Source organism: Mesorhizobium sp. B2-8-5, from assembly GCF_006440675.2.
Classification (GTDB): Bacteria; Pseudomonadota; Alphaproteobacteria; order Rhizobiales; family Rhizobiaceae; genus Mesorhizobium.
In genome coordinates this window covers 3,961,330-3,972,947 of the sequence record NZ_CP083951.1, presented here as the reverse complement: position 1 = coordinate 3,972,947, position 11,618 = coordinate 3,961,330, and the positions used below count along the sequence as shown (strand labels likewise).

The 11,618-nt window shown below is 63.0% G+C and carries 14 protein-coding genes; 4 read left to right on the top strand and 10 right to left on the bottom strand.

Annotation, left to right across the window (positions count from 1 at the left end; all coding sequences use genetic code 11):
- Positions 1-377: 377 nt before the first annotated feature.
- Positions 378-1,475, bottom strand: coding sequence for a recombinase RecA (gene recA, locus FJ430_RS19245; protein ID WP_095765184.1), 1,098 nt, complete (start codon positions 1,473-1,475; stop codon positions 378-380).
- Between the two features lie 281 nt (positions 1,476-1,756).
- Between recA and FJ430_RS19240 the strand changes: the two genes are divergently transcribed.
- Both FJ430_RS19240 and FJ430_RS19235 read left to right on the top strand, forming a co-directional pair.
- A complete protein-coding gene (locus FJ430_RS19240; protein WP_140710316.1) occupies positions 1,757-2,695 on the top strand; it encodes a carbohydrate kinase family protein in 939 nt (312 codons plus the stop codon).
- 39 nt (positions 2,696-2,734) lie between these two features.
- Complete coding sequence (locus tag FJ430_RS19235) at positions 2,735-3,652, top strand: pseudouridine-5'-phosphate glycosidase (protein ID WP_140710314.1); 918 nt, start codon at positions 2,735-2,737, stop codon at positions 3,650-3,652.
- 259 nt (positions 3,653-3,911) lie between these two features.
- Here the strand turns inward: FJ430_RS19235 and FJ430_RS19230 are convergent, their stop codons facing one another.
- Positions 3,912-4,235 carry a TfoX/Sxy family protein gene (locus tag FJ430_RS19230; protein WP_140710312.1) on the bottom strand — a complete coding sequence of 108 codons (324 nt, stop codon included), beginning with the start codon at positions 4,233-4,235 and terminating at the stop codon, positions 3,912-3,914.
- An 89-nt stretch (positions 4,236-4,324) separates the two neighbouring features.
- On the opposite strand from FJ430_RS19230, the gene FJ430_RS19225 reads away from it, so the two are divergent.
- Together FJ430_RS19225 and FJ430_RS19220 are read left to right on the top strand one after the other, a co-directional pair.
- Positions 4,325-4,822, top strand: a complete 498-nt coding sequence (locus FJ430_RS19225) for a GFA family protein (RefSeq protein ID WP_140710310.1) — start codon at positions 4,325-4,327, stop codon at positions 4,820-4,822.
- Between the two features lie 15 nt (positions 4,823-4,837).
- Complete coding sequence (locus tag FJ430_RS19220) at positions 4,838-5,296, top strand: RidA family protein (protein WP_140647786.1); 459 nt, start codon at positions 4,838-4,840, stop codon at positions 5,294-5,296.
- A 22-nt stretch (positions 5,297-5,318) separates the two neighbouring features.
- Here FJ430_RS19220 and sufA read toward each other — a convergent pair whose 3' ends face one another.
- The 8 genes from sufA to sufB all read right to left on the bottom strand — a co-directional run bounded on the left by sufA (position 5,319) and on the right by sufB (position 11,614).
- Positions 5,319-5,699 (bottom strand): Fe-S cluster assembly scaffold SufA, encoded by a 381-nt coding sequence (gene sufA, locus FJ430_RS19215; protein ID WP_140647787.1) that lies wholly within the window; start codon positions 5,697-5,699, stop codon positions 5,319-5,321.
- Between the two features lie 88 nt (positions 5,700-5,787).
- Positions 5,788-6,180, bottom strand: coding sequence for an SUF system Fe-S cluster assembly protein (locus FJ430_RS19210; protein ID WP_140710308.1), 393 nt, complete (start codon positions 6,178-6,180; stop codon positions 5,788-5,790).
- Between the two features lie 5 nt (positions 6,181-6,185).
- A complete protein-coding gene (locus FJ430_RS19205) occupies positions 6,186-7,427 on the bottom strand; it encodes a cysteine desulfurase (protein WP_140710306.1) in 1,242 nt (413 codons plus the stop codon).
- 99 nt (positions 7,428-7,526) lie between these two features.
- Positions 7,527-8,798, bottom strand: a complete 1,272-nt coding sequence (gene sufD / locus FJ430_RS19200) for a Fe-S cluster assembly protein SufD (protein ID WP_140710304.1) — start codon at positions 8,796-8,798, stop codon at positions 7,527-7,529.
- Between the two features lie 22 nt (positions 8,799-8,820).
- The gene (gene sufC / locus FJ430_RS19195; protein ID WP_140710302.1) at positions 8,821-9,576 is read right to left on the bottom strand and encodes a Fe-S cluster assembly ATPase SufC; all 756 of its coding nucleotides are present in this window, start codon (positions 9,574-9,576) and stop codon (positions 8,821-8,823) included.
- 33 nt (positions 9,577-9,609) lie between these two features.
- Complete coding sequence (locus FJ430_RS19190) at positions 9,610-9,849, bottom strand: hypothetical protein (protein ID WP_140710300.1); 240 nt, start codon at positions 9,847-9,849, stop codon at positions 9,610-9,612.
- On the bottom strand, positions 9,846-10,082 hold the full coding sequence (locus FJ430_RS19185; RefSeq protein ID WP_140710298.1) for a hypothetical protein: 237 nt from the start codon (positions 10,080-10,082) through the stop codon (positions 9,846-9,848). The genes FJ430_RS19190 and FJ430_RS19185 overlap by 4 nt, the downstream gene beginning before the upstream one ends.
- An 8-nt stretch (positions 10,083-10,090) precedes the next feature.
- Positions 10,091-11,614, bottom strand: a complete 1,524-nt coding sequence (gene sufB / locus FJ430_RS19180; RefSeq protein ID WP_140647793.1) for a Fe-S cluster assembly protein SufB — start codon at positions 11,612-11,614, stop codon at positions 10,091-10,093.
- Between the last annotated feature and the right edge of the window lie 4 nt (positions 11,615-11,618).

Genomic DNA, 11,618 nt, shown 5'->3' with positions numbered 1-11,618 from the left:
AAGATAGATGGGCCTTTTAGCCGTAGCTCTTGAGCCTGTCCAGAAACACGGAGTTAGTGCATGTCGCGCAAAAGTGACCTCGGTTTTGCGACAACGACATGCATCAAGCAACGACCTAAAGCGCGTCGCGTGAATCCGTTTCGACGCGACGCGCTTTAGGTCAATCCGCCGGCGAGCGACGGCCCGGCGCCGCCCGCAAAATGCAAAACCGCCGGCGCGAAGGCCGGCGGTTCGGGTACGCAATACTCAAGAACTCGATTACATAAGCATAAGACGATAAACAAGGATTGTGGCCGAACTCCGGCTAAGCCGACGAATAGCTTCCGCCCAATCCCGAACAGGAAACTGCTGCGCGATCTTCCTGGAACGAACCGGCCCTACAAGGCGCCGGCTTCGTCCTCGAAACCGTCGTCGCCGCCTTCGGAGCCGCCATTCTCGAGAAATTTCTCGGCGATCAGCCCGGCATTCTGGCGCAATGCAAGTTCGACCTCACGCGCCGTATCGGGATTGTCGCGCAGGAACAGTTTTGCGTTCTCGCGACCTTGGCCGAGGCGCTGCGAATTGTAGGAGAACCAGGCGCCTGACTTCTCGATGACGCCAGCCTTGACGCCGAGATCGATCAGCTCGCCGGTCTTCGACACGCCCTCGCCATACATGATGTCGAACTCGACCACCTTGAAGGGCGGGGCCAGCTTGTTCTTCACCACCTTGACGCGGGTCTGGTTGCCGACGACCTCGTCGCGGTCCTTGACCGAGCCGATGCGGCGGATGTCGAGGCGCACCGAGGCGTAGAATTTCAGCGCGTTGCCGCCGGTGGTCGTCTCGGGCGAGCCGAACATGACGCCGATCTTCATGCGGATCTGGTTGATGAAGATGACCATTGTGTTGGAGCGCGAGATCGAGGCGGTCAGCTTGCGCAGCGCCTGGCTCATCAGGCGAGCCTGAAGACCGGGCAGCGAATCGCCCATCTCGCCTTCGATTTCAGCGCGCGGCGTCAGTGCCGCCACCGAGTCGACGACCAGCACGTCGATGGCGCCCGAACGCACCAGCGTGTCGCAGATTTCCAGCGCCTGCTCGCCGGTGTCGGGCTGCGAGATCAAAAGGTTCTCGAGGTCGACGCCAAGCTTGCGGGCATAAACCGGATCGAGCGCGTGCTCGGCATCGACGAAGGCGCAGATACCGCCCTTCTTCTGGGCTTCCGCCACCGTGTGCAGCGCCAGCGTCGTCTTGCCCGAGCTTTCCGGCCCGTAAATCTCGATGATGCGGCCGCGCGGCAGGCCGCCGACGCCGAGCGCGATGTCGAGGCCGAGCGAGCCGGTCGGCACGGTTTCGATCTCGACCACCTGCTCGTTGGCGCCGAGCCGCATGATCGAGCCCTTGCCGAAAGCGCGCTCGATTTGCGACAGCGCCGCGTCCAGAGCCTTTGATTTGTCCACTGCCTTATCCTCTACAAGCCGCAAAGAATTCTGAGCCATGATACATCACCCCTTGGTCGTCAATGAAGGCCGGACAATCCGTGATCCCTGCTTGTTTTGTACCTTTTTTGTTCTCATTTGGCAAGGGGCGGCAAGCAGCTGAAAAACAATCAATATCTGGATATGTTCTTTCTTTGTCCCACCAGGGCTGGAGCGAAACAGAACCACTGGTCCAGAAGAGATTTGATATCCGCATGTCCCGAATCGCGGCGCCGATTGCGGGGTGACGCGCAGAAACTTAGTGTGCGCAGCCAACTATCAACCAAGGTTACCATATCCGCATGCCGACATCCCCAACAATCCTGGCGCTGGGCGGAGCCCATATCGACCGGCGCGGCCAGGTCTCGGGCGCCTATGTGCCCGCCGCTTCGAATCCCGGCATCATGCGCGAGGACGTCGGCGGCGTGGTTTTCAACGCGCTGCGCAGCGTGGTGAAGCGCGGCGTGTCGGCCTCGCTGATATCGGTGCGCGGCGGCGACGCTGCGGCCGACACCGTCGCCTTGGCGATCGACAACGCCGGAATAGCGGACCTCTCGGTGGTGTTCCTCGACCGCACGACGCCGAGCTACACGGCGTTGATCGACGCCGAAGGTGAGCTGATTGTCGGGCTGGCCGACATGACGCTCTACGATCTTGCCTTCCCCAAGCAGATGAGGCGTTCCAAGGTGCGCGAGGCGATCGCCGCGGCCGACGCCATCCTGTGCGACGCCAACCTGCCGACGGCGGCGCTGGAGCGCTTGGTAGCGCTTGCCGGTGGCCGGCCGGTCTTCGCCATCGCCGTCTCGCCGGCCAAGGTCGTCCGCCTGGCGCCGCTGCTCGACGACCTGTCGCTGCTTTTCATGAACCGCCGCGAAGCCGCCGCGCTGGCCGACGCCGAGCTATCCGGCGAAACCCTTGTCGACGCGCTCAGGCGGGCCGGCCTGAATGCCGGCGTGGTCACGTCCGGCAGCGCCCCGGTTCTGGGCTTCGACGACACCGGCGTCTTCGAGATCGATCCACCCGCGCCGCGCAAAGTTGCCGACGTGACCGGAGCCGGCGACGCCTTGACCGGCGCAACCGTCGCCGCCTTGCTGCGCGGCCTGCCGTTGCGTGCCGCGCTGCGCGAGGGCCTTGCCGCGGCGATGCTTGCCATAGAGAGCCCGGAGGCCGTGCCGTCCTTCACGGCGGGCAACTTCACGCAGGCGCTTGGCCTTGTGCCGGAGGCGCGGGAGGTGGCATAGGGCCACCAGACACCCACTTCCTCCTGATCGGAGACAGCCGTGACACCCGACACCGCCCGCCCCTTCGTCGACATCCACCCGCCCGTGGCGGAGGCGCTTGCCACCGGCCGGCCGGTGGTGGCGCTGGAAAGCACCATCATCACCCACGGCATGCCCTACCCTGACAATGGCGCGATGGCCGCCAAGGTCGAGCAGATCATCATCGATGGCGGCGCGCTGCCGGCGACGATCGCCGTGGTCGACGGCCGCATCAAGATCGGCCTGTCCGACGGCGAGCGCGAATCGCTTGCCATGACCGGTGACGCCATGAAGCTGTCGCGCGCCGATATCGGCTTCGCCGTCGCTCAAAAGCGTACCGGCGGCACCACCGTTGCGGCCACCATGATCGCCGCGCATATGGCCGGCATAAAGGTCTTCGCCACCGGCGGCATAGGCGGCGTCCACAAAGGCGCGGAAAAGAGCTTCGACATCTCGGCCGATCTCGACGAGCTGGCGCGCACGCCGGTTGTCGTCGTCTCTGCCGGCGCCAAGGCGATCCTCGATATCGAAAAGACGCTGGAAGTGCTGGAGACGCGCGGCGTGCCGGTGATCGGACATGGCTGCGAGACCATGCCCGCCTTCTGGTCGAGGCAGTCGCCCTTCCGCGCGCCGCTGACGCTCAATGCGCCGCAAGACATTGCGCATTTCTACCGCACGCGGCAGGCGCTGGGCCTCGGCGGCGGCATCCTCATCGCCAATCCGGTGCCGCGGAACGACGAGATCCCGGCCGACGAAATGGCCGGCTATATCGAAGCCGCGCAGAAGGCCGCCGAAGCCCAGAACGTCACCGGCAAGGCGGTGACGCCCTTCCTTTTGTCGAAGATTCTGGAGCTGACCGGCGGCCGCAGCCTGAAGACCAACATCGCGCTGGTAGAGAACAATGCTCGGCTGGCGGCGGAGATTGCCAAGGCGTTGTAGGCGCGGAACGCTCAGCTACCGGCAGCGATAGCCAAATGCGAACGCCGCGTTCCGTCACACCCCCCTCTGGCCTGCCGGCCATCTCCCCCGCAAGGGGGGAGATTGGACCTCGCCAGCGCTTCACCAATCACCAGCGTTGAAGGGTGCGAGCCGGCGGTTGAGCTGCTGATCTCCCCCCTTGCGGGGGAGATGTCCGGCAGGACAGAGGGGGGTGCTGTCTCTCGGCATCTCCAAAAGGCCGCCACAACGCCCTCGAAAATTATCTCCCCGCCCTTCGCGCCGCCTCATAAGCGCGCCGCGCCCATACCGCCATTTCGTCGGGGTCGTCGAAAGCCTCGTCGGGAATGCTCCAGTATGGCATCGCCACCTCCTTGCCGTGCCGCGAGCCTGTATAGGTCCATTGCTTGCAGCCGGCGGCTTCGAAGTCGGGGATGCTCTCCTCGTCGGCCTTGAGCAGCAATTCGCCGCGCACGACGACCGCGACGATGACGCCGTCGCGATAGATGCCCTTGCCCCCGAACAGTTTTCTGATGCTGATCGGCCCCAGGCTTTCGAACAATTCTTCAAGGCGCGCGTTGTCCATGCCGCGATCATCTCATCCGGCATGGGCCTTGTCATCGCCGCAACCAAAAGCATGCTGACAGGTTGAGATCGGAAAACGGAGATCCCGCCATGCCCGTCCTGCTCAAAGGCTCCTGCCGCTGCGGCGCCGTCCGCTTCGAGGTGGAAAGCCACACCCCGGTGCCGTTCATGCTCTGCTACTGCTCGATCTGCCGCAAGCAGCAGGGCGGCGGCGGTTTCGCCATCAATCTCGGCGCCGACTGCGAGACGCTTGATATCAGGGGCAAGCGCAATCTCGCTGTCTACCGCGCCGAGATCGAGGACGACGAGCATCCGCATTGCGAGGTCTCGACCGGCGAACGCAATTTCTGCAGGAAATGCGGCGCAGCGCTGTGGCTCTACGACCCGACCTGGCCGGACCTCGTGCATCCCTTCGCCTCGGCGATCGACAGCGACCTGCCGACGCCGCCGGAAAAGGTGCATCTGATGCTGAAATACAAGGCGAACTGGGTCGAGCCGGTGGTCGGGAAAAAGGACAAGGTGTTCGACGTCTATCCCGAGGAATCGATCGCCGACTGGCACAAACGGACGGGGATGTGGGTGGATTAGCGACAGGAGGCCGAAATGAACCTCACGACGCACAAGAAATTCAAAGGCGATCGTTTGATGCCTTGGGGCAAGGGCACAGTCGTCTCGGACGCGAAGGGATATGTTTTTCTGTCCGGCAACACCGCCACCATCGACGATTACGATCCGTCGAAACACCAGGGGGGCGCCGTTGGCGACGCGGCAACGCAATGGCGCGAGATCCTCGCGAACATCAAGTCGGATCTGGAGGAGCTTGGCAGCTCGCTCGACCATCTGGTCAAGGTGACGTTCTACGTCAAAGGACCTTTCCCGTCCGGCGGCGTTCTCAGCTCACCCAACTTTCGTCTGGACGTGCTGGACGAATTCTTCGCCGAACATTGCCCGAAGCACTGCAGCTACAACAACCCGCCGCCATCGGAAGTGATCGGCGTCGCCGCCCTGGCGCAGCCGGATCTTGTTGTCGAGCTCGTCGTCATTGCGGCGCTGCCGGACTGAGCGGAAGCGCCGGCGGGCTTGGTCAGGCCGAGGCGCGTGCCTCGGCAAGCGCCTTGAGGTCGGCAGGCTTCAGCTCGACGGACTCGCCGCAGCCGCAGGCCGAGCTCTGGTTCGGATTCCTGAAGGTGAAGCCGGTGCGCAACGTCGTCTGCTCGAAATCCATCTCGGTGCCAAACAGGAACAACGCCGCTTCCGGCGCGACATAGACATGCGCGCCGTCGCGTTCGATATGATCGTCCTTGGGGTTCGGCTCGGTCACCAGGTCGACCGTGTATTCCATGCCGGCGCAGCCGCCCTTCTTGATGCCGAGCCGGATGCCATGCGCACCTTCGCGCGTGGCGACGATCTCGCGCACCCGGTCGGCGGCCTTTTCGGTCATCGTGATGACGGCGAAGCGTCCCATATCATTCTCCACGTTCGCGCGGGTTCAAGGCCCGCGGAATGAGTCTGCCCTTAAGATGGTGAAGTTTCACCTAGCGTGCAAGTCAAGCTCAATACCACCCGACCGCGACCTGCGCCTCTTCCGACATGCGGTCGGGCGTCCATGGCGGGTCGAACGTCATGTTGACCTCGACGCCGGAGACGCCTTCGACGGCGCCGACGGCGTTCTCGACCCAGCCAGGCATCTCGCCGGCCACCGGGCAGCCCGGAGCGGTCAGCGTCATGTCGATCTTGACCGAGCGGTCGTCCTCGATGTCGATCTTGTAGACGAGGCCGAGCTCATAGATGTCGGCCGGGATTTCTGGGTCGTAGACCGTCTTCAGCGCCGAGACGATGTCGTCGGTCAGCCGCGCCAGCTCATCGGCGGGGATCGCCGAGGCCGAAACGATGCCGTTCGCGGCCGTTTCCGGCGTTTTTTCTGCGGTGGTGCTCACGTCGTCCATCATCGTCACCCGAAGAACTTTCGCGCCTTTTCCAGCGCCTCGGCCAAAGCGTCCACTTCGGCCCTGGTATTATACATGCCGAACGATGCCCTGCATGTGGAGGTTACGCCGAAGCGTTTCAACAGCGGTTGGGCGCAATGCGTGCCCGCGCGGACGGCAACACCTTGCCGGTCGATCACCATCGACACGTCATGCGCATGGATACCCTGCAATTCGAACGAGATGATGGCGCCCTTGCCGGGCGCGTCGCCGAAGATGCGCAGCGAGTTGATCGCCCGCAGCCGCTCATGCGCGTAAGTCTTTAGGTCCGCCTCGTGCACGGCGATGCGTTCACGGCCGATTTTTTCCATGTAATCGAGCGCGGCGCCCAGCCCGATCGCCTGCACGATCGGTGGGGTGCCGGCCTCGAAGCGATGCGGCGGCTCGTTATAGGTGACGATGTCCTCCGTCACCTCCTCGATCATCTCGCCGCCGCCCATGAAAGGGCGCATCTCTTCCAGCCTGTCCTTCTTGCCGTAGAGCACGCCGATTCCGGAAGGGCCGTAGACCTTGTGTCCGGTGAAGACGAAGAAATCGCAGTCGAGATCCTGCACGTCGATCGGCATGTGGACGGCGCTCTGGCTGCCATCGACGAGGACCGGAATTCCACGCGCATGCGCGATGCGCACGATCTCCTTGATCGGCGTCACCGTGCCCAGCGCATTCGACATCTGGGTGATGGCGACGAGCTTGGTACGGCCGGTCAGCCGCTTCTCGAATTCCTCGATATGGAAGGCGCCGAGATCGTCGACCGGCACCCAGACCAGCTTGGCGCCCTGCCGCTCGCGGATGAAATGCCAAGGCACGATGTTGGAGTGGTGCTCCATGATTGAAAGCACGATCTCGTCACCCTCGCCGATCCTCGGCATGCCCCAGCCATAGGCGACCGTGTTGATCGCCGAGGTGGTGTTGGAGGTGAAGACGATGTTGTCCGTGCTCGGCGCATTGAGAAAACGCTGCACCGACTTGCGCGCATTCTCATAGGCATCGGTCGCCGCGTTCGACAGGAAATGCAGACCGCGATGGACGTTGGCGTATTCCTGGGAATAGGCGTGCTGGATGGTGTCGAGCACCACCTGCGGCTTCTGCGCCGAGGCGCCATTGTCGAGATAGACCAGCGGCTTGCCGTAGACCTGGCGCGACAGGATCGGGAAATCGCGGCGGATCGCCTCGACGTCATATGGGGTGGTTTCGATCTTCTGGTCCATTTCGAAGTCCTTGTCGGCCGAAGCCGCGATCCTTCCAACACCCCTCATCCGACCGAGCTTCGCTCGGCCACCTTCTCCCACAAGGGGAGAAGGTAGGCGCTACCCGTGCGTCAAAAACCAGCCGTCGAGCCGCGCTTCCAGCGCTTCGACCAGCGCCTCGTCGTCCAGTTCCTCGATCACTTCGGCCACGAATGCCTTCACCAGAAGGCCCCGCGCCGACTTCTCGTCGATACCGCGCGCCATCAGGTAGAACAGATGGTTGTGGTCGATCTCGGTGACCGTCGCGCCATGGCCGCAGACGACGTCGTCGGCGAAGATCTCCAGCTCCGGCTTGGTCGAGAACTCGCCGTCGTCCGACAGAAGCAGCGTGTTGCAGGCCATCTTGGCGTTGGTCTTCTGCGCGTATTGATGCACATTGATGCGGCCCTGGAAGACGCCGCGCGCCTTGCCGGTCACGACATTGCGGATCACTTCCGTCGAGGTCGTGTGCGGCACGGCGTGGTCGAGCACCATGGTGGTGTCGGTATGGGTGTCGCCGGCCAAAAGGTTGATGCCGCGCAATTTGAAGTCGGCGCCTTCGCCCGTCGTCCTGACGACGACCTCTTGGCGAACGAGCTTGCCGCCGGCGTTCATCACGAACAGCGTCAGTTTGGCATCCTTGCCGATATGCGCCTTGAACTGCGCGAGATGCGTGGCCGTGTCGGGCTGCTCCTGCACGATCAGCCAGGTCACTTCCGCGCCGTCGCCAACCACAAGCTGGCTGACCGAAGAGACGAGCGCCTCGTCGCCCTCGCCTGCCTGGCGCTCGACGACAATCGCCTTGGCGCCGGCGCCGACACGCGCCAAGAGCCGCACATGCGACTGGCCGCCGGCCTGCAGGTTCTGCAATTCGACCGGCTTTTCCAGTTCCACACCGTCGGCGATATCGACGAATAAGCCGTCGGCGACGAAGGCGGTGTTGAGCGCGCCGATGGCGTCGTCGCTGCCATAGGGGTCCAGTCCCGGAGCCACGCTGCCGTCGGTCAGTTTCTCCGACAGGCGCTGCACCGCGACGCCTTCGATCTCCTGCAGCTTCGACTGCGAGACGCCGTTCAGCACCGGCAGCACCGCCGAGCCTTCAAGGATCGGCGCCAGCGCCTTGACGACGGCGTCGGTCTCGAACGCCGGCACCGAAGTGAGCAGCCGGCGCAGGTCCGTATAATGCCAGGATTCGACGCGGCGCGTCGGCAGGCCGTGCTTGATCGCCTCGATCGCGTCGTCGCGCTTGACCATCACCGCGCCGTCGCCGGGCAGCAGCGACAGCCGCTCGCCGAAGGCGTCGATCAGCGCCGTCTCGGCCAAGGTCCGCTGGGGCTGTGCATGCATGTTCATGGCTCTTGCCTCGACTGCCATCTCACGCCGCTTCGCCGATCACGCCGGCATAGCCGTTGGCCTCGAGATCGAGCGCCAGCGACTTGTCGCCCGACTTGATGACCTGGCCCTTGTAGAGCACGTGCACGGAGTCCGGCACGATGTGCTCGAGCAGGCGCTGGTAGTGGGTGATGACGACGATGGCGCGCTCCGGCGAACGCAGCGCGTTGACGCCGTCCGAGACGATCTTCAGCGCATCGATGTCGAGGCCGGAATCGGTCTCGTCGAGCACGCAAAGCTTCGGCTCCAGAAGCTTCATCTGCAGGATCTCGGCGCGCTTCTTCTCGCCGCCGGAGAAGCCGACATTGAGCGGCCGCTTCAGCATCGCCATATCCATGTTGAGCGAGGCAGCGGCATCCTTCACGCGTTTCAGGAATTCCGGAACCTTCAGCGGTTCCTCGCCGCGCGCCTTGCGCTGCTCGTTCATCGCCACTTTGAGGAATTCCATCGTCGCGACGCCCGGTATCTCCATCGGATACTGGAAGGCGAGAAAGATGCCGGCGGTGGCGCGCTCGGCCGGATCCATTTCGAGGATCGACTGGCCGTTATAGAGGATGTCGCCTTCGGTCACCTCATAGTCCTCGCGGCCGGCGAGGATATAGGACAGCGTCGACTTGCCCGAGCCGTTCGGCCCCATGATGGCGGCGACCTCCCCGGCTTTCACCGTGAGATTCAGCCCGCGGATGATCTCGGTGCCATCGTCGACGATGCGGGCGTGCAGGTTCTTGATCTCAAGCATTTCTCGTTCCGTTCCAAAACTGTCCGTTCAAATTCAATGCCAACGCCAGCGCCAGTCGCCATCGGTCTTGGCCTTGATGAGCGGGATCGTCGCGCCCGTCAGGGCGAGTACGACGAGGACTACCAGCCAGGCGGCGGCGCCCTCGTAAATAAGCGTCAGCGAAAGCGCGACGACGATCGCGACGTAGACCACCATAAAGGCCCAGCCCTTCCAGTTGTCGGGAGTGGCGCCATAACCGAAGCGTTTCGGCCTGAACCATTTATCTCCGGTCATTCGACACTCCCGCTGCCAGCTTTGCTCTGCGGCCTGATCCGGGCGACGTAACGAAACAGAACAAAGGTAGCAAAAAAGCCAAACACGCCGAGGATAGAGACTGAGCCGCCCATCTGCTTCAGGGTTGGGAACTCACCGATAGAGCCGACAAGCGCCATTACAGCGCCTGCGATCGCCACAAACAGCGCTAGCGCTAACAACCCCACCAGGATGTTTCCAAAAGACTTCAGCATCTTCCCTGTTACCCGACGCTGCCTTCCAGGCTGATGCCGATCAGCTTCTGCGCTTCGACCGCGAACTCCATCGGCAACTGCTGGATGACGTCCTTGACGAAGCCGTTGACGATCAGCGCGATCGCTTCCTCTTCGGGGATGCCGCGCTGCATGACGTAGAACTTCTGGTCCTCGGAGATCTTCGAGGTCGTCGCCTCGTGCTCGAACTGCGCCGTCGAATTCTTGGCTTCCATGTAAGGCACGGTGTGCGCGCCGCACTGGTCGCCGATAAGGAGCGAATCGCAATTGGTGAAATTGCGCGCATTGGCCGCCTTGCGATGCGCCGAGACCTGGCCGCGATAGGTGTTTTGCGAGAAGCCGGCGGCGATGCCCTTGGAGATGATGCGGCTCGACGTGTTCTTGCCGAGATGGATCATCTTGGTGCCGCTATCGACCTGCTGATAACCGTTCGACACCGCGATCGAATAGAACTCGCCAGAGGAATCGTCGCCGCGCAGGATGCAGCTCGGATATTTCCAGGTGATCGCCGAACCCGTCTCGACCTGCGTCCACGAGATCTTCGAGCGATCGCCGCGGCAGTCGCCGCGCTTGGTGACGAAATTGTAGATGCCCCCCTTGCCCTCGGCGTCGCCGGGGTACCAGTTCTGCACAGTCGAATATTTGATCTCGGCATCGTCGAGCGCGATCAGCTCGACCACCGCCGCGTGCAGCTGGTTCTCGTCGCGTTGCGGCGCCGTGCAGCCTTCGAGATAGGAGACGTAAGCCCCCTCCTCGGCGATGATCAGCGTGCGCTCGAACTGGCCTGTGTTCTTCTCGTTGATGCGGAAATAGGTCGACAGCTCCATCGGGCAGCGAACGCCCTTGGGCACGAAGACGAACGAGCCGTCGGTGAACACGGCCGAATTCAGCGTCGCGTAGAAATTGTCCGAGGTCGGCACGACCGAACCCAGATACTTCTTGACCAGTTCCGGATGCTCGCGGATCGCTTCCGAGATCGAGCAGAAGATGACGCCGGCCTGCGCCAGCTCCTTCTTGAAGGTGGTGACAACCGAAACGGAATCGAACACGGCATCGACCGCGACGCGGCCGGACTTGTAGACGTTGTCGCCAACCTCGTCTTCTTCCGCGTCGACAGCTGCGGTCTTCTGCACGCCGGCCAGGATCTCCTGCTCCTTGAGCGGGATGCCGAGCTTCTCGTAGACCTTGAGCAGTTCTGGGTCGACTTCGCTCAGCGACTTCGGGCCGGGCGTGCTCTTCGGCGCGGCGTAGTAGTGGATGTCCTGGAAATCGATCTTCGGATAGTGGACGCGCGCCCAGGTCGGCTCTTCCAGCGTCAGCCAGCGACGATAGGCCCCCAGACGCCATTCGAGCATCCAGTCCGGCTCGTCCTTCTTGGCCGAGATGAAGCGAATGATGTCTTCGCTCAGGCCCTTGGGGGCCTTGTCCATCTCGATCTCTGTCTGGAATCCGTATTTATACTGGTCGACGTCGATCTTTCGAACCCGATCGATCGTCTCCTGCACAGCAGGCATAAGC

Excerpts from the sequence above, each read along its gene's own strand:
- FJ430_RS19185 (WP_140710298.1), bottom strand. The coding sequence starts at position 10,082 with ATGCTGAAGTCTTTTGGAAACATCCTGGTGGGGTTGTTAGCGCTAGCG.
- FJ430_RS19190 (WP_140710300.1), bottom strand. The coding sequence starts at position 9,849 with ATGACCGGAGATAAATGGTTCAGGCCGAAACGCTTCGGTTATGGCGCC.
- sufA (WP_140647787.1), bottom strand. The coding sequence starts at position 5,699 with ATGGGACGCTTCGCCGTCATCACGATGACCGAAAAGGCCGCCGACCGG.
- FJ430_RS19240 (WP_140710316.1), top strand. The coding sequence starts at position 1,757 with ATGCCGACATCCCCAACAATCCTGGCGCTGGGCGGAGCCCATATCGAC.
- FJ430_RS19230 (WP_140710312.1), bottom strand. The coding sequence starts at position 4,235 with ATGGACAACGCGCGCCTTGAAGAATTGTTCGAAAGCCTGGGGCCGATC.
- FJ430_RS19210 (WP_140710308.1), bottom strand. The coding sequence starts at position 6,180 with ATGGACGACGTGAGCACCACCGCAGAAAAAACGCCGGAAACGGCCGCG.
- FJ430_RS19225 (WP_140710310.1), top strand. The coding sequence starts at position 4,325 with ATGCCCGTCCTGCTCAAAGGCTCCTGCCGCTGCGGCGCCGTCCGCTTC.
- FJ430_RS19220 (WP_140647786.1), top strand. The coding sequence starts at position 4,838 with ATGAACCTCACGACGCACAAGAAATTCAAAGGCGATCGTTTGATGCCT.
- FJ430_RS19205 (WP_140710306.1), bottom strand. The coding sequence starts at position 7,427 with ATGGACCAGAAGATCGAAACCACCCCATATGACGTCGAGGCGATCCGC.
- sufB (WP_140647793.1), bottom strand. The coding sequence starts at position 11,614 with ATGCCTGCTGTGCAGGAGACGATCGATCGGGTTCGAAAGATCGACGTC.
- sufD (WP_140710304.1), bottom strand. The coding sequence starts at position 8,798 with ATGAACATGCATGCACAGCCCCAGCGGACCTTGGCCGAGACGGCGCTG.
- sufC (WP_140710302.1), bottom strand. The coding sequence starts at position 9,576 with ATGCTTGAGATCAAGAACCTGCACGCCCGCATCGTCGACGATGGCACC.
- recA (WP_095765184.1), bottom strand. The coding sequence starts at position 1,475 with ATGGCTCAGAATTCTTTGCGGCTTGTAGAGGATAAGGCAGTGGACAAA.